The organism is Pseudomonas agarici (assembly GCF_900109755.1).
GTDB lineage: Bacteria > Pseudomonadota > Gammaproteobacteria > Pseudomonadales > Pseudomonadaceae > Aquipseudomonas > Aquipseudomonas agarici.
On record NZ_FOAR01000032.1, the window covers coordinates 39,448 to 54,580 of the forward strand.

A 15,133-nucleotide genomic window follows, 5' to 3' on the forward strand; every position below is an offset into this window, starting at 1 on the left:
CCAGGGATTTAGGGCGCCGAAATGGACTCATAGAACTCACCACACAGGCCACTAGTGGCCTGTACGGGCATTTTGCCGTTTGGGGCGTATTTTCTAATTTGATCTGATTCAATACCCGCTGGCGGGCTAGTGGCCCGTGTGGCGAGTTGCGTTAGTCCACTGACATTCGCCCCGCCTGCAAAAAAATACACTCGGGTAACCCATGGAGCTGACCCATTGCGCATCGCTAACGATGTGCAACCAACCGGTCGCCCGAGCAGCAGTAGTACCTGGCATTCGTTGTGCCCAGTTGCACAGCTTTAGCCGGTACTCGTCTCAGGACAATGGAGCGTCTAGATGAGTGACAAAAATAGCGATGACCTCAAGCGCCAAGCCTTGGAAAACACCCTGGGCCTGAACCCCGTCGTCGGTTTGCGTAGAAAGGGCCTGCTGACTTCCGCACGCATGGTGTTAGCCCAAGCCATCAGGCAACCCGTCCATAGCGCCAGGCACATCGCCCATTTCGGCCTCGAACTCCAGCATGTGCTGCTCGGCAAATCGAGCCTGCAGCCAGACAGCGATGACCGCCGCTTCCGCGATCCGGCCTGGAGCCAGAACCCGCTCTACAAACGCTACCTGCAAACCTACCTGGCCTGGCGCAAGGAGCTCCATGACTGGATAGGTGACAGCTCACTCTCGCCCCAAGACATCAGCCGCGGGCACTTCGTCATCAACCTGCTGACCGAGGCCATGGCGCCGACCAACACCGTAGCCAACCCTGCGGCAGTCAAGCGCTTCTTCGAGACCGGCGGCAAGAGCCTGCTCGACGGCTTGGCGAATCTGGCCAAGGATCTGATACATAACGGCGGCATGCCGAGCCAGGTGAACATGGGCGCCTTCGAGGTCGGCAAAAGCCTGGGGACCACCGAAGGCGCGGTGGTGTTTCGCAACGACGTGCTGGAACTGATCCAATACGGACCGACCACCGAACAGGTGCATGAGCGTCCACTGTTGGTGGTCCCACCACAGATCAACAAGTTCTATGTCTTCGACCTCAGCCCGGACAAGAGCCTGGCGCGCTTCTGCTTACGCAGTCGCCAGCAGACCTTTATCGTCAGTTGGCGCAATCCGACCAAGGCTCAGCGCGAGTGGGGCCTGTCGACCTATATCGAGGCGCTGAAGGAAGCCGTCGAGGTGGTCATCGCCATCACCGGCAGCAAGGACGTCAACATGCTCGGCGCCTGCTCCGGCGGTATCACCTGCACCGCCCTGCTCGGCCACTATGCCGCCCTCGGCGAACAGAAGGTCCGCTCCCTGACCCTGCTGGTCAGCGTGCTCGACACCACGCTCGACACCCAGGTTGCATTGTTCGTCGACGAACAGACCCTGGAAGCCGCCAAGCGCCATTCCTACCAGGCCGGCGTGCTGGAAGGCAGTGACATGGCGAAAGTCTTCGCCTGGATGCGCCCCAACGATCTGATCTGGAACTACTGGGTCAACAACTACCTGCTCGGCAATGAACCACCGGTGTTCGATATTCTGTTCTGGAACAACGACACCACCCGTCTGCCAGCCGCGTTCCATGGCGACCTGATCGAGATGTTCAAGAACAACCCGCTGGTGCGCGCCGATGCCCTGGAAGTGTGCGGTACCCCGATCGACCTGAAGAAAGTCACCGCCGACATCTTCTCCCTGGCCGGCACCAACGACCACATCACGCCCTGGAAGTCCTGCTACAAGTCGGCTCAGCTATTCGGCGGCAAGGTCGAGTTCGTGCTGTCAAGCAGCGGGCATATTCAGAGTATTCTCAACCCACCGAGCAATCCGAAGTCACGCTACATGACCAGCGAAGAAATGCCGGTCCAGGCCGAGGACTGGCAGGAAAATGCCACCAAGCACACCGACTCCTGGTGGCTCTACTGGCAGACATGGCTGGCCGAGCGCTCGGGCAAGCTGAAGAAGCCACCGACCAGCCTGGGCAGCAACGCCTACCCTTCGGCCGAGGCGGCACCGGGGACCTACGTGCACGAACGTTAAGGGTACAGGGACGGTGTGGCCCTCATCACCCGAGGCCGCGTCGGATCAGCCAAGCAGCTTCCATCACAGGGCTTCAAACATGCCGCAACCGTTCATCTTCAGAACCATCGAGCTGGATGGCCAAACCATCCGCACTGCGGTTCGCCCTGGCAAGCCTCATCTGACGCCCTTGTTGATTTTCAACGGTATCGGCGCCAACCTGGAGCTGGTGTTTCCGTTCGTCCACGCCTTGGACCCGGACTTGGAAGTGATTTCCTTCGACGTCCCCGGCGTCGGCGGATCTTCCACCCCGAGCCGCCCCTATCGCTTTCCCGGCCTGGCCAAACTCAGCGCCCGCATGCTCGACTATCTGGATTATGGCCAGGTCAGTGCGGTGGGCGTGTCCTGGGGTGGCGCCCTGGCCCAGCAGTTCGCCTACGACTACCCGGAGCGTTGCAAAAAATTGATCCTCGCCGCCACCGCCGCCGGCGCCTTCATGGTTCCGGGCAAGCCCAAGGTGCTGTGGAATATGGCCAGCCCACGTCGCTACCTCCAGCCGTCCCACGTCATTCGCATCGCCCCGACTCTGTATGGCGGCGCCTTCCGTCGTGACCCGCGCCTGGCCGCCGAACACGCGGCCCAGGTGCGTTCGGCGGGCAAACTGGGCTACTACTGGCAACTGTTCGCCGGCCTGGGCTGGACCAGCATTCACTGGCTGCACAAGATCCATCAGCCGACCCTGGTGCTGGCCGGCGACGACGATCCGCTGATTCCGCTGATCAATATGCGCCTGCTGGCCTGGCGCATTCCTAACGCCCAGCTACACATAATCGATGACGGTCATTTGTTTCTGATCACCCGCGCCGAAGCCGTGGCGCCCATCATCATGAAATTCCTCCAGGAAGAACGCCTGCGGGCCGTCATGCACCCGCAACCGGCGCCGTTCAAGCACACTTAGGGTCGGCCTGGGAGCCGGTGGCCTGTACGGCTAGTTCGGCGACCACAGCCCATGGCCAGGGCGCCGTGACCAGTCATAGCCTGCTTTGGCGAGCAACAGCAACACGGGTCAGGGGCTGGTGGCACCGACATTGGCTCCCAGAACCCACCACACAGGGCGCTAGTACTCACAGTAAACCCTCCGGCAGGACGCCGGCAGCGTGCAACAGAAGCCGGGGTCAACCCTATCGTTGGCCTGGTGAGATGTATCGGTTGATAGCTTGATGACGAAGGAGTGTTGCCTCATGCGAGACAAATCAGTGATGGATTCGCTACCCACCCTCGCCGCGTTCAGCAACGCGCAGGGGGCGATTACCGGTCTGCGTGGCCGGGACCTGCTGTCTACCCTGCGCAGCGTGGCTGGCCATGGCCTGCGCAATCCGCTACATACCGTGCGACATGCGCTGGCCCTGGGTGGCCAGTTGAGCAAAGTGCTGCTTGGCGAAGCGCCGCACAAACCCTGCCCCCGAGACCCGCGCTTCGCCGATCCGGCATGGAGCCTGAACCCGTTCTACCGACGCAGCCTGCAAGCCTACCTGGCCTGGCAGAATCAGGTCCGACAATGGATCGACGACAGCCAGATGAGCCACGACGACCGGGCCCGGGCGCACTTTATCTGCGCCCTGCTCAACGACGCGGTGGCACCGTCCAACACTCTGCTTAACCCGCTGGCGGTCAAAGAACTGTTCAACTCCGGCGGCAGCAGTATCGTGCGCGGCTTCGGCCACCTGATAAACGATCTGCTGCACAACGACGGACTGCCCAGCCAGGTCACCAAGCACGCCTTCGAAGTCGGCAAGACCGTGGCCACTACTCAGGGTTCGGTGGTCTTTCGCAACGAATGGCTGGAGCTGATCCAGTACCGCCCGATGAGCCGGAAGCAGTACGCGAAGCCTTTGCTGATCGTGCCGCCGCAAATCAACAAGTACTACATCTTCGATCTCAGCCCAGCCAACAGCTTTGTGCAGTACGCCCTGAAGAATGACTTGCAGGTTTTTGTGGTCAGTTGGCGCAACCCGGATGCACGACACCGCGAATGGGGCCTATCGACCTATGTCGAGGCGGCGCAAGCGGCCTTGAACGTTTGCCGGGCGATCACCGCCAGCAGCGAGGTCAACCTAATGGGCGCCTGCGCGGGCGGCCTGACCATTGCCGCCCTGCAGGGTCATCTGCAGGCTAAGCGGCAGTTGCACCGGGTCTCCAGCGCCACTTATCTGGTCAGCCTGCTCGACGGCCGGCTCGACAGCCCGCCCATGCTGTTCGCCGACGAGCAGACTCTCGAGGCCGCCCGGCGCCGCTCCTATCAACAAGGCGTGCTCGATGGCCGGGACATGGCCAAGGTCTTCGCCTGGATGCGGCCCAACGACCTGATCTGGAACTACTGGATCAACAACTACCTGCTGGGCAAGGAACCGCCGGCCTTCGACGTTCTCTACTGGAACAACGACAACACCCGTCTACCAGCCGCGCTGCACGGCGACCTGCTGGATTTCTTCAAGCACAACCCGCTGTGTCATCCCGGCGGCCTGCAAGTTTGTGGCACGCCCATCGACCTGCGCATGGTCACGGTCGACAGCTTCAGCGTCGGCGGCATTAACGATCACATCACGCCATGGGCGGCGGTCTATCGCTCGACCCTGCTACTGGGTGGCGAACGCCGCTTCGTGCTGTCCAACAGCGGCCATGTCCAGAGCATCCTCAATCCGCCGGATAACCCAAAGGCCAACTATATCGACAACCCGCAGCTCGGCGGCGATCCGCAGCTCGGCGGCGATCCGCAGGCCTGGTACTACGATGGCAAGCAGGTAGCGGGTAGCTGGTGGACGCAATGGCTAGAGTGGATTCAGGCCCGTTCCGGCGCCCTGGAAGAAACTCGGATGAGGCCAGGCAACCCGAACTATCCCCCCATGGAAGCGGCACCCGGCACCTATGTGCGAGTGCGTTGACTATCACTGGACACGGCGGCCGGCAGTCGCGAAAAACTGTCGGATCGACCTAAGAAGACTGGATGAAAACCCGCGATCGGATTCTTGAATGTGCGCTGCAATTGTTCAACCAGAAAGGCGAACCCAATGTCTCGACAATGGAAATTGCCAATGAAATGGGGATCAGCCCAGGCAATCTCTACTACCACTTCCATGGCAAGGAGCCGTTGGTGCTCGGCCTGTTCGAGCGTTTCCAGCAAGAGCTGACACCATTGCTGGACCCGCCGGCGGATGTCGAACTGGCGCCCGAGGATTACTGGTTCTTCCTGCACCTGATCGTCGAGCGCCTGGCTCACTACCGTTTCCTGTTCCAGGACCTCTCCAACCTTGCGGGCCGCCTGCCCAGACTGGCCAAAGGCATCCGCAACCTGCTCAATGCGCTCAAGCGGACCCTGGCTTCGTTGCTGGCGCGCCTGAAAGCCCAGGGCTTTCTGGTCAGTGAAACCCAGGCATTGGGGCAGTTGGTGGAACAAATCACCCTGACGCTGCTGTTCTCGCTGGACTATCAACGGATTCTCGGACGCGAAGGCGAGGTGCGCTGGGTGGTGTATTCGATCATGATGCTGACGGCGCCCCATTTACAGCCCCCGGCCAGGCAGGTGACGGAGCAGATGGCATTGCGGTATCTCGAAGATCGCCAGTGACGGTAAGAAACAGCGTGGGCTCGGTCGCGGCGGCTGACCGACAGAGGACGCAAATCGCAATGCACAAACGAAAACGCCCGACCTTCACAGGCCGGGCGTTTCTGGTTCAGCGAACCACGACTCAGGGTTGCGGGGTGGATCCTGATGGAGCCGGTGCGACAACCGGAGCGGTGGGAGCGGTCGGGGTTGCCGAGTTCGCGGTCGGTGCGACAACCGGCTTGGCTGCGCCGGGCTTTTTTGCCGCAGCCGGCTTGGCGGCAGGTTTTGCTGCTGACTTGGACGTCGGCTTGGCGGCAGCTTTCGCAGCGACCGTTTTGGCCGCTGACTGGGTCGCCGCTTTCGCCACCGGCTTGGTCACGGCTTTGGCCGTCGCAGTTTTCGCCGCAGGCTTGGCGCCAGATTTGGCCGTAGCCTTGGTCAGTGGCTTGGCCGCCGTTTTCGCCGCGGGCTTGGCGGCTGTCGTTTTCGACGCGGTCGCAGTCAAGGCCTGACCGGTAAGCTTCTCGATTTGCTTGGTCAGGGTCTCGACCTTACTGTGCAGCGCCTTCACTTCATTGCGGCTGGGCACGCCCAAACGCGAAATGGCGCTATTGAGGCGCTTGTCGAAAGCCTCTTCCAGTTCATCCCACTTACCCAGTGCGCGATCCTTGACACCGCTGATGCGCGACTTGGCCGAACTGGCGGAGCCCTTGGCGGCCTCGGCGGTTTTACCTACGGCACTCTTGGTCAGTTTCTCGGCCTTCTCGCCGTCCTTTACCAGGGTCTCGAAGAGCTTGCTGCCGTCACTGTCGATCTTCGAGTACACACCTAAACCAGCCAGCCAGATTTTGCGGGAATACTCTTCAACCTTCCCGATCCACGAGCTGCCTTCCTTCTCAGTATTCTTTTTGCCAGCCATCCCGTTCTCCTTAATGTTTACGCGAGACACGTTGAAGAAACGCCGCCAACTCATCGAGCTTAGCAGAGAGTGTCTCCACGTCATGTTTAGACACAATTCCAATGCGATTCAAGACGCTGGCGGCACGCTTGTGGAAAGCTTTCGACACCTTGTCCAGTTGCACTTCGACCTTGCCCCTGAGACGGCTGACATCGTGTTGCACGTTGTCGATCTGGCTATTGGCGGCCTCAAGCTTCGCAGCAACAACCTTTTTCCCTTTTTTTTCAAAGTTTTGGCCGGCCTTCACGAGCTCGCTGAAATACTCGCCGCCTTCCCTGCCGACCTTGACATAGGCCCCAAGGCCCGCCAACCAGAGCTTACGGGCATAGACATTCGCGTCAGCCAGAGCGCTGGACTGAACCTCGGTTTTTTTCTTCAGACTGACTTTGGCCATGGTGCGCCTCACGCGAAATACGGTTGGAGGAACTGCCCACAGAAATTGGGGGCCATGCACAACGTAATCAGAAAAATTAGAATGGACACCCTAACCGTGCGCTTACCCTGGCGGCGCGGCGTGCCAGCCTCAGGCCAACGCCTTGTCCAATGCTTTCTCGATCTCGGCCTTGATAGTATCGCTCAAGGCCGACATCAACAGGCCCAGCTCAACATCCACGTTGATCCGATCCTCGGCGATCCGCACTTCACCGCTGACGCCGGAGCGCTTGAGGCTCACGGTATCGCCCGACCAGCGAGGCGCCAGGCCATATTGCTCGGCCAGTTTTTGCACCAACACTGCAGTTTTCTCACGAGCGCCTGCCAGACCAAGGTGGTGGGCACGCTCGACACTAATCCGGGCCATCGGTTGATTCCTGTTCTATAGAGATACGCCGGGCCGGTTTTGAATCAAGCTGGGTCAATCGGTCCCGGTGGCCCACTATACTTACATTCCGCCTTTGCCAAGACAAAGCCGGCCACCGGGATTAGAATGGCCCGCATTCTCTTCTGGTGACAGCGATATGACTGATCAGCGCAAAGGCAGCGATGCCGAACCCACCACCCACTTCGGCTTCAAGAACGTGCCGGAAAGCCAAAAAGCGGAAAAAGTCGCTGAGGTGTTTCACTCGGTCGCGGCCAAATACGACCTGATGAACGACGTGCTCTCCGGCGGCATGCATCGCCTGTGGAAGCGCTTCACCATCGAACTGTCGGGCGTGCGTACCGGTAACCGGGTGCTGGATATCGCTGGCGGAACCGGCGACCTGAGCAAAAAATTCTCGCGCCTGGTAGGTCCCACCGGCCAAGTGGTGTTGGCTGACATCAATGCCTCCATGCTCAAGGTCGGCCGTGACCGCCTGTTGGACCTCGGTGTGGCCGGTAACATCGAGTTCGTCCAGGCCGACGCGGAGAAGCTGCCGTTCCCGGACAACCATTTCGACTGCGTGACCATCGCCTTCGGCCTGCGCAACGTCACCCACAAGGAAGACGCCCTGCGCTCCATGCTGCGGGTACTCAAGCCAGGCGGACGCCTGTTGGTGCTGGAGTTTTCCAAACCGACCAACGCGCTGATGTCCAAGGTCTACGACGCCTATTCGTTCGCCTTCATGCCCCTGGCCGGCAAGTTGATCACCAATGACTCGGAAAGCTATCGCTACCTGGCCGAATCAATTCGCATGCACCCGAATCAGGAAACCCTAAAGTCGATGATGGTGGACGCCGGTTTCGACCGCGTGACCTATCACAACATGACCGCGGGCATCGTCGCCCTGCATCGCGGCATCAAGCCCTGATGCTGTTCAGCGGCCTGCTTGCCGGTGTCGAACACGGCCTCAACCGGGTGCTGCGTCTGGACAGCACCGCCCTGGGCCGGCTCGGGCACCTGACCGGCAAGGTCATCGAAGTCGACAGCCCGGCCTTGAAGTTATTCATCCTGCCCAGCGATGAGGGTCTGATGCTGGTCGCCCATTGGGCCGTGGACGCCGACTGCATTCTGCGCGCACCCACCACGAGCCTGTTGAACCTGGCCTTGAGCAAGGACAAGACCGCCGTCCTGCACGGCCCGGATGTGCACCTGGAAGGCGACAGCGCGGTGCTGCTTGAACTCGCCGGTGTGCTGCAGGACCTGGCGCTGGACTGGGAGTACGAACTCTCACGCTGGCTGGGCCCCGTGGCCACGCAACTGATCAGCGCCCACCTGCGCGGTCGGGCCCACTGGTATCGCCAGGGGTTCGCCAGCCTCAACCAGAACCTCGCCGAATACCTCAGTGAAGAATCTCGCGCCCTGGTCGGCAAGCACGAGGCCGAAGCCCATTTCGCCGAACTCGACCAGATCAAGCTAGATTTAGAACGACTCGAGGCGCGCTTCAAACGCCTTTCCCAATCCCTCGACTCCAGCGATAACGCATGAAGCTGCTTGCCGTCCGCCGTCTATTACGCATCCAGCGCGTCGTGATCCGCTACCGTCTCGATGACCTGCTGTTCGAGTTACCCCTGCCCTGGTTCCTCCTGGCCTTGCGCTTCGCCCTGCCGTGGCGCTGGTTTCCACGCAAGCCGCCGCCACTGAGCCGAGGTGCGCGGCTGCGTTTGGCATTGCAGGACCTGGGACCGATTTTCATCAAGTTCGGGCAGATTCTCTCGACCCGCCGCGACCTGCTGCCGGAGGACATCGCCGACGAACTGATGCTGCTGCAGGACCGTGTACCGCCGTTCGACTCGCAAAAAGCCGTGGCACTGATCGAGTCGCAACTGGGCAAGAAGATCAGTGAGGTCTTCAGCCGTTTCGATATCGAACCGCTGGCGTCGGCCTCGGTGGCCCAGGTGCATGCCGCCCAACTGAAAAGCGGCGAGGAAGTGGTGGTGAAGGTCATCCGCCCAGGCCTCAAGCCAATCATCGCCCAGGACCTGGCTTGGCTGTTTATCCTCGCTCGCGCCGCCGAGCGGGTTTCCGCCGACGCACGCCTGCTGCACCCCATCGATGTGGTCAGCGACTACGAAAAGACCATCTACGACGAACTTGACCTGTTGCGCGAGGCAGCCAACGCCAGCCAACTGCGCCGCAACTTCGAAGGGTCGGACATGATGTACGTGCCCCAGGTCTACTGGGACTGGTGCCGGCCGAAAGTTTTGGTAATGGAGCGTATCCACGGCATCCAGGTCACTGACCTGGCGACCCTCGCCGACCAGCGCACCGACATGAAAATGCTCGCCGAGCGCGGTGTGGAGATCTTCTTCACCCAGGTGTTTCGCGACAGCTTTTTCCACGCCGACATGCACCCCGGCAACATCTTCGTCAGCACCGTCAATCCGTGGCGCCCGCAGTACATCGCCATCGACTGTGGCATCGTCGGCAGCCTGACCCCGCAGGACCAGGATTACCTGGCACGCAACCTGTTCGCCTTCTTCAAGCGTGACTATCGGCGCGTCGCCCAGTTGCACATCGATTCAGGCTGGGTGCCGGCACACACCAAACTCAACGAGTTCGAAGCCGCCATCCGCACCGTCTGCGAGCCGATTTTCGAGAAGCCGCTGAAGGACATCTCCTTCGGCCAGGTGCTGATGCGACTGTTCCAAACCGCGCGACGCTTCAATATGGAGGTTCAGCCGCAGCTGGTGCTGTTGCAGAAGACCTTACTCAATATCGAAGGCCTGGGTCGCCAGTTATACCCGGACCTGGACCTGTGGAGCACCGCCCAACCGTTCCTCGAACGCTGGATGCGCGAGCGGGTCAGCCCCAAAGCCCTGCTGGGCAACCTGCACAGCCAGGTCGAGCAACTGCCGCACCTGGCCGACATGACCCGCGACCTGCTCGAACGCCTGTCGCAGCCTCACGCCGTCGATCCCGAACCGAGCTGGAGAAAGCGCAAGAACGACTGGCCGCTGCGCCTGCTCGGGTCGCTGCACCTGGGCGCCGGTGCCTTCCTTGCCGCCGGCGGACCGCTGCACGAGTTGGGGCACTGGCCGGCGGCGATCATGGTGGCCATTGGTTTGTATCTGGTCGTGCGCCGATAGCCAGTGAGGCCGCCGGCTGGCAAACTGTTCATTCGCCGAGGCCCGACCACGCAGGTCGGACCCGGTTGTCGGAGTCGAAGATGAAAGACTGGCTGGACGAGATTAAATGGGACAGCGACGGCCTGGTGCCGGCCATTGCCCAGGATCACAAGACCGGGCGCGTACTGATGATGGCCTGGATGAACCGCGAGGCACTGCAACTGAGTGTCCGCGAAAGCCGGGCGATCTACTGGTCACGCTCGCGTGGCAAACTGTGGCGCAAGGGCGAGGAGTCCGGCCATATACAGCATTTGCATGAAATGCGCCTGGACTGCGATGCCGACGTGATTGTCCTGATGGTCGAGCAGGTCGGCGATATCGCCTGCCATACGGGCCGCCAGAGCTGCTTCTACCGCGTTTATGAAAACCACGGCTGGAAGACGGTCGACCCGGTCCTCAAGGACCCACACAGCATCTACACAGCTGGACACTGAACATGACTGACACCCTGACCCGCTTGGCCCAGGTGCTGGAGGAGCGCAAAGGCGCCGCCGCCGACAGCTCCTACGTCGCCAGCCTGTATCACAAGGGCTTGAACAAAATTCTGGAGAAGGTCGGCGAAGAGTCGGTCGAGACCATCATTGCCGCCAAGGACGCCGCCATCAGCGGCGATTGCAGCGAGGTGATCTACGAAACCGCCGATCTGTGGTTCCACAGCCTGGTCATGCTCGCCCAACTGGGGCAGCATCCGCAGGCCGTGCTGGATGAGTTGGACCGTCGCTTCGGATTGTCCGGACACGCCGAGAAAGCCTCGCGTCCGTCCGCCTGAACAACTTTTAGAGAGGAGCAGCACCATGGGCATTTTTGACTGGAAACACTGGATCGTCATCCTGGTTGTCGTCGTGCTGGTGTTTGGCACCAAGAAACTCAAGAACCTGGGCACCGATGTCGGCGAATCGATCAAGGGCTTTCGCAAGGCCATGAACGACGACGAAAAACCTGCCGAGCCGGCAGTACCGCCGGTCGCCCAGCCAACCGCGCCGATACAGCCACAGGCTACTGCCCAACAGAACACGCCGCACACCATCGACGTGCAGGCGCAGAAAGTAGAAGAGCCTCGCAACCACTCGTGAGCACTGCCTAATGTTCGGTATCAGCTTCAGTGAATTGCTGCTCGTCGGCCTCGTCGCCCTGTTGGTCCTCGGTCCCGAGCGTCTGCCAGGTGCGGCGCGCACCGCGGGCCTGTGGGTCGGGCGCCTGAAACGCAGTTTCAACGCGATCAAGCAGGAAGTGGAACGGGAAATCGGTGCCGACGAAATTCGCCGGCAACTGCACAACGAACACATCCTGTCCCTGGAGCAGGAAGCCCGCAAGATCCTCTCACCGCTCCAGGAACCGGCGAATCCGCTGCCGCCGGTCGCCCCGCAGACGATTCACCCTGCGGCCATGCCGACGCCGCCAGCCGAGCCATTGCCGGGCGATCAGCCGACGCCGGTAGAGACCGTTACTCCCGCGCCGACGCCCAGTGCGCCAGCTTCTCATGACCCTACTTTGCCGCCGCGAGCCCCATGAGCGATATTCCGGAAAACGACCAGCACATGCCGCTGGTTTCGCACCTCACAGAGCTGCGCACCCGTCTGCTGCGTTGTGTCGCGGTGATCTTCCTGATCTTTGCCGGGTTGTTCGCCTTCACCCAGCAGATCTACACCTTTGTCTCCACGCCACTGCGCCAGTACCTGCCAGCCGGGGCGACGATGATCGCCACCGATGTCTCGTCACCGTTTCTGACGCCGCTCAAACTGACCATGATGGTCTCGCTGTTCCTGGCGATCCCGGTGATCCTGCACCAGATCTGGGGGTTTATCGCGCCGGGTCTGTACAAGCACGAAAAGCGCATCGCCGTGCCGTTGCTGGTATCGAGCATCGTCCTGTTTTACACCGGCATGGCTTTCGCCTACTACCTGGTGTTCCCGCTGATCTTCAAGTTCTTCGCCGCCGCGACCCCGGCTGGCGTGGAGATGATGACCGACATCACCAGCTACCTCGACTTCGTCATGACCCTGTTCTTCGCCTTTGGCGTGGCCTTCGAGATCCCGGTGGCAGTGGTACTGTTGGTGTGGATCGGCGTGGTCGACGTCAAATACCTGAAGAAGATCCGCCCCTACGTGATCATCGGCTGCTTCGTGGTCGGCATGATCCTGACGCCACCGGATGTGTTCTCACAGACCTTGCTGGCGGTACCGATGTGGCTGCTGTTCGAGATCGGCATCCTGTTCGGTGGCCTGGTTCGCAAACGCAGCGACGAAGAGCCTGCCGACAGTGACGCCCAGCCGCCCGCCCCGCTGACGTGAACCTGCTGCTGCTGGAGGAGGCCGATTTTATTGCGGCCGACCTCGTCGTGCTGCGCGACCGGCGCCTGACCCATATGCAGGAGGTCCATCGCCTGGCGGTGGGCGACAACCTGCGGGTCGGACGTATCGGCGGCCTGATGGGCAGCGCCGAGGTGCTGCGCCTGGACGCCAGCGAGGCCGAGCTGCGGGTGATCCTGGATCGAGCGCCGCCGGCGAAACTGCCGCTGACCCTGATTCTCGCCCTGCCGCGCCCGAAAATGCTTCGGCGGGTGTTCCAGACCGTTGCCACCCTCGGTGTGCCGAAAGTGGTGCTGGTGAACAGCTACCGGGTGGAAAAGAGCTTCTGGCAGACGCCCTTCCTTGAGCCCGCAGCGATTCGCGAGCAACTGATCCTCGGCCTGGAGCAGACCCGCGACACCCTGCTGCCGGAAATTGTCATCGAGAAGCGCTTCAAGCCCTTTGTCGAAGACCGTCTACCGGCCATCAGCGCGGGCACCCTCGGCCTGGTCGGCCACCCCGGTGATTACCCCTCCTGCCCACGCGGCCTGGACGAGCCGGTGACTCTGGCCATCGGTCCGGAAGGCGGCTGGATTCCCTACGAGATCGAGCTGCTGGGCAAGGCCGGGCTACAACCGGTGCAGCTCGGCGAGCGCATCCTGCGGGTCGAGACCGCCGTGACCGCGTTGCTCGCCCGGCTGTTCTGATCCGCCGGCCATCTGGTGCGGCTCGGCGCAGTGCCAGCGATCACGGGTATCCCTTCGATAAGTAATGCCTGGTGCGGCCAGGAGAATCATTTCACCGGGCTGTCGCCTTTCAGCCGCCTGTTGCAATGCGAAGGGAATCTGCCTGGTGGTTTGTGTACGCAACAGTGCCTGTTCGTTGACCCAGCGGGTGTGTTCGCTACCCAGTGTGATTTCGCTGGGGGCATAGCCGAGCAGCCCATAGTTCTCTTCGGTAGAAACAACTCTGGGGCCTGTTTCGATTTGAGCGTCCGGCCACCCCTGAAGAACCAGTCCGCCGAGGATTTCGTGGACTATCAGGTTGACTGCATGGGGAGGAGATGACACTTCGGTCAGATCAGGAAGATCAAGTGACTGTTGAAGGGCAGTATCCGACAGATATTTTTTATCACGCATAACTTATCTACTCCGTCATATTGATAGCTGTTTGCGTGGAAAGATCACATTAATTTCTATGACGGGGATAGTTCATTGATGCGGCGCTTAAAAAGATGTAGGCATATTCTTGTTGATTTGTGGTTCCCGGTTGGCAGTGAGGCTTGGTGGCGCCGGTCAGAGCGGTATTACCCGTCGAATAAATCAACTCTTTGGCGCCATTGGTATGATACAAATAAATTTCGGCGCTCCACTGCAATTTTTCTTCCAGAATTGCTGTAAACGTAGCCGAGCTTCCTGACTCATGGCCGTTTGCAAACGCCAAGGGCCTTCGGGTTGCCAGTCCCGCCATTGACTAGCGCTGTTGCACGGCTCAGGCATAAGCGTGGACAACGTCATTGTCATCGACTGATCACCAGAGCCGATGATCGAACCCGGTGAGTTGTTCAATCTCCTGGATGCTCAAGGCTTCTCCACCGGCAGCATCGATCAAATGCTGGGGGAATTGCGGTAGTTTACCGATACCCGATGTGCGCAGTGTTTCGTCAGGTTGCAGGGGCGGGCCATCTTCTTCCATATAACGGCGGATATGTTCCCACAGACGCCAAAGCGTGGCGTCCTCCCAGGTTTCAACATGACCGAGATAGGTAAAGTCTTTAAAGAGACGTGGATTATCGGTATCAGCGCACAACAGGGTCAAGCTATAAGGCTCACGAGCAGTCTCGCCCATCATTTGCAGGATTTTATAGGTGCGTGCTTGCACGGTGTCCCACGAATAGGTAATGACTCTATCAACTACCGCCGGCTGCCAAAATTTTAAAAATGATAGATGTCGCGGTTTTGATAAGCTCACCGTTCGTAATTTTCTATTAAACAGAGTAGGTAAATCGCGAAACGAGAAAAAAGTCATCCTTATAAAAAATGACAAACAGTAAAATCCTGAAATAATTGCCAGCACAATAAACGCTGAAAATATATCAAACGCGGCGAAACCCAGAATCATTATGCTAAATATAATTATAATAATTAAAAACGTGATCATTAATATTCCCATAAATGCTATCTCGCTTACACCTGCTGGCCCACCCACTGCTATTGCATTTGGATAGACATTAACAACCGCTTCACAACTGCTGACTTGCGCATGGATTTTTTCTTTTTTATCTGGCAGAGTTAGACGCCAAGG

The 15,133-nt window shown here is 60.0% G+C and carries 19 protein-coding genes; 13 read left to right on the forward strand and 6 right to left on the reverse strand.

Annotated elements, in window-relative coordinates; all coding sequences use genetic code 11:
• The first annotated feature begins 336 nt into the window (after positions 1–336).
• From phaC (BMX68_RS22405) to BMX68_RS22420, 4 genes are all read left to right on the forward strand, one after another.
• Positions 337–2,016, forward strand: coding sequence for a class II poly(R)-hydroxyalkanoic acid synthase (gene phaC / locus BMX68_RS22405; protein WP_017132767.1), 1,680 nt, complete (start codon positions 337–339; stop codon positions 2,014–2,016).
• Positions 2,017–2,095: 79 nt separating this feature from the next.
• Positions 2,096–2,953: a poly(3-hydroxyalkanoate) depolymerase gene (gene phaZ / locus BMX68_RS22410; RefSeq protein WP_017132768.1), complete on the forward strand. Its 858-nt coding sequence runs from the start codon at positions 2,096–2,098 to the stop codon at positions 2,951–2,953.
• 283 nt (positions 2,954–3,236) lie between these two features.
• A complete protein-coding gene (gene phaC, locus BMX68_RS22415; protein WP_074862641.1) occupies positions 3,237–4,937 on the forward strand; it encodes a class II poly(R)-hydroxyalkanoic acid synthase in 1,701 nt (566 codons plus the stop codon).
• Positions 4,938–4,999: 62 nt separating this feature from the next.
• A complete protein-coding gene (locus tag BMX68_RS22420) occupies positions 5,000–5,620 on the forward strand; it encodes a TetR/AcrR family transcriptional regulator (RefSeq protein WP_017132771.1) in 621 nt (206 codons plus the stop codon).
• A gap of 121 nt (positions 5,621–5,741) precedes the next feature.
• Here the strand turns inward: BMX68_RS22420 and BMX68_RS22425 are convergent, their stop codons facing one another.
• From BMX68_RS22425 to BMX68_RS22435, 3 genes are all read right to left on the reverse strand, one after another.
• Positions 5,742–6,518, reverse strand: coding sequence for a phasin family protein (locus BMX68_RS22425; RefSeq protein ID WP_017132772.1), 777 nt, complete (start codon positions 6,516–6,518; stop codon positions 5,742–5,744).
• 10 nt (positions 6,519–6,528) lie between these two features.
• Complete coding sequence (locus BMX68_RS22430) at positions 6,529–6,951, reverse strand: phasin family protein (protein WP_017132773.1); 423 nt, start codon at positions 6,949–6,951, stop codon at positions 6,529–6,531.
• Positions 6,952–7,080: 129 nt separating this feature from the next.
• The gene (locus tag BMX68_RS22435; RefSeq protein WP_017132774.1) at positions 7,081–7,356 is read right to left on the reverse strand and encodes a polyhydroxyalkanoic acid system family protein; all 276 of its coding nucleotides are present in this window, start codon (positions 7,354–7,356) and stop codon (positions 7,081–7,083) included.
• Positions 7,357–7,513: 157 nt separating this feature from the next.
• On the opposite strand from BMX68_RS22435, the gene ubiE reads away from it, so the two are divergent.
• The 9 genes from ubiE to BMX68_RS22480 all read left to right on the forward strand — a co-directional run bounded on the left by ubiE (position 7,514) and on the right by BMX68_RS22480 (position 13,536).
• Positions 7,514–8,284: a bifunctional demethylmenaquinone methyltransferase/2-methoxy-6-polyprenyl-1,4-benzoquinol methylase UbiE gene (gene ubiE, locus BMX68_RS22440; protein ID WP_017132775.1), complete on the forward strand. Its 771-nt coding sequence runs from the start codon at positions 7,514–7,516 to the stop codon at positions 8,282–8,284.
• Positions 8,284–8,901, forward strand: coding sequence for a ubiquinone biosynthesis accessory factor UbiJ (locus BMX68_RS22445; protein ID WP_017132776.1), 618 nt, complete (start codon positions 8,284–8,286; stop codon positions 8,899–8,901). Before ubiE ends, BMX68_RS22445 begins: the two co-directional genes overlap by 1 nt.
• Positions 8,898–10,502, forward strand: a complete 1,605-nt coding sequence (ubiB, locus tag BMX68_RS22450) for a ubiquinone biosynthesis regulatory protein kinase UbiB (protein ID WP_017132777.1) — start codon at positions 8,898–8,900, stop codon at positions 10,500–10,502. Before BMX68_RS22445 ends, ubiB begins: the two co-directional genes overlap by 4 nt.
• Before the next feature lie 80 nt (positions 10,503–10,582).
• A complete protein-coding gene (hisI, locus tag BMX68_RS22455) occupies positions 10,583–10,975 on the forward strand; it encodes a phosphoribosyl-AMP cyclohydrolase (protein ID WP_017132778.1) in 393 nt (130 codons plus the stop codon).
• Between the two features lie 2 nt (positions 10,976–10,977).
• Positions 10,978–11,310 carry a phosphoribosyl-ATP diphosphatase gene (locus tag BMX68_RS22460; protein WP_017132779.1) on the forward strand — a complete coding sequence of 111 codons (333 nt, stop codon included), beginning with the start codon at positions 10,978–10,980 and terminating at the stop codon, positions 11,308–11,310.
• Between the two features lie 25 nt (positions 11,311–11,335).
• Entirely contained in the window at positions 11,336–11,614 is a 279-nt protein-coding gene (locus BMX68_RS22465) for a twin-arginine translocase TatA/TatE family subunit (protein WP_017132780.1), read from the forward strand.
• 10 nt (positions 11,615–11,624) lie between these two features.
• Entirely contained in the window at positions 11,625–12,053 is a 429-nt protein-coding gene (gene tatB / locus BMX68_RS22470) for a Sec-independent protein translocase protein TatB (RefSeq protein ID WP_017132781.1), read from the forward strand.
• The gene (gene tatC / locus BMX68_RS22475; protein ID WP_017132782.1) at positions 12,050–12,832 is read left to right on the forward strand and encodes a twin-arginine translocase subunit TatC; all 783 of its coding nucleotides are present in this window, start codon (positions 12,050–12,052) and stop codon (positions 12,830–12,832) included. The genes tatB and tatC overlap by 4 nt, the downstream gene beginning before the upstream one ends.
• Positions 12,829–13,536, forward strand: coding sequence for a 16S rRNA (uracil(1498)-N(3))-methyltransferase (locus BMX68_RS22480; protein WP_017132783.1), 708 nt, complete (start codon positions 12,829–12,831; stop codon positions 13,534–13,536). Before tatC ends, BMX68_RS22480 begins: the two co-directional genes overlap by 4 nt.
• On the opposite strand, the gene BMX68_RS26505 is transcribed toward BMX68_RS22480, so the two are convergent.
• The 3 genes from BMX68_RS26505 to BMX68_RS26510 form a co-directional block, all read right to left on the reverse strand.
• Positions 13,459–13,968 (reverse strand): tRNA ligase subunit PheS family protein, encoded by a 510-nt coding sequence (locus BMX68_RS26505; RefSeq protein WP_143063344.1) that lies wholly within the window; start codon positions 13,966–13,968, stop codon positions 13,459–13,461. The genes BMX68_RS22480 and BMX68_RS26505 overlap by 78 nt on opposite strands.
• A 49-nt stretch (positions 13,969–14,017) precedes the next feature.
• The gene (locus BMX68_RS25710) at positions 14,018–14,272 is read right to left on the reverse strand and encodes a hypothetical protein (protein WP_143063345.1); all 255 of its coding nucleotides are present in this window, start codon (positions 14,270–14,272) and stop codon (positions 14,018–14,020) included.
• Between the two features lie 87 nt (positions 14,273–14,359).
• Positions 14,360–15,133: DUF6708 domain-containing protein (locus BMX68_RS26510; RefSeq protein WP_256218828.1), on the reverse strand; the 774-nt coding region annotated here is incomplete at its 5' end.

Coding starts and splice junctions, on each gene's coding strand:
- phaC (WP_017132767.1), top strand. CDS start 337: ATGAGTGACAAAAATAGCGATGACCTCAAGCGCCAAGCCTTGGAAAAC.
- phaZ (WP_017132768.1), top strand. CDS start 2,096: ATGCCGCAACCGTTCATCTTCAGAACCATCGAGCTGGATGGCCAAACC.
- phaC (WP_074862641.1), top strand. CDS start 3,237: ATGCGAGACAAATCAGTGATGGATTCGCTACCCACCCTCGCCGCGTTC.
- BMX68_RS22420 (WP_017132771.1), top strand. CDS start 5,000: ATGAAAACCCGCGATCGGATTCTTGAATGTGCGCTGCAATTGTTCAAC.
- BMX68_RS22425 (WP_017132772.1), bottom strand. CDS start 6,518: ATGGCTGGCAAAAAGAATACTGAGAAGGAAGGCAGCTCGTGGATCGGG.
- BMX68_RS22430 (WP_017132773.1), bottom strand. CDS start 6,951: ATGGCCAAAGTCAGTCTGAAGAAAAAAACCGAGGTTCAGTCCAGCGCT.
- BMX68_RS22435 (WP_017132774.1), bottom strand. CDS start 7,356: ATGGCCCGGATTAGTGTCGAGCGTGCCCACCACCTTGGTCTGGCAGGC.
- ubiE (WP_017132775.1), top strand. CDS start 7,514: ATGACTGATCAGCGCAAAGGCAGCGATGCCGAACCCACCACCCACTTC.
- BMX68_RS22445 (WP_017132776.1), top strand. CDS start 8,284: ATGCTGTTCAGCGGCCTGCTTGCCGGTGTCGAACACGGCCTCAACCGG.
- ubiB (WP_017132777.1), top strand. CDS start 8,898: ATGAAGCTGCTTGCCGTCCGCCGTCTATTACGCATCCAGCGCGTCGTG.
- hisI (WP_017132778.1), top strand. CDS start 10,583: ATGAAAGACTGGCTGGACGAGATTAAATGGGACAGCGACGGCCTGGTG.
- BMX68_RS22460 (WP_017132779.1), top strand. CDS start 10,978: ATGACTGACACCCTGACCCGCTTGGCCCAGGTGCTGGAGGAGCGCAAA.
- BMX68_RS22465 (WP_017132780.1), top strand. CDS start 11,336: ATGGGCATTTTTGACTGGAAACACTGGATCGTCATCCTGGTTGTCGTC.
- tatB (WP_017132781.1), top strand. CDS start 11,625: ATGTTCGGTATCAGCTTCAGTGAATTGCTGCTCGTCGGCCTCGTCGCC.
- tatC (WP_017132782.1), top strand. CDS start 12,050: ATGAGCGATATTCCGGAAAACGACCAGCACATGCCGCTGGTTTCGCAC.
- BMX68_RS26505 (WP_143063344.1), bottom strand. CDS start 13,968: ATGCGTGATAAAAAATATCTGTCGGATACTGCCCTTCAACAGTCACTT.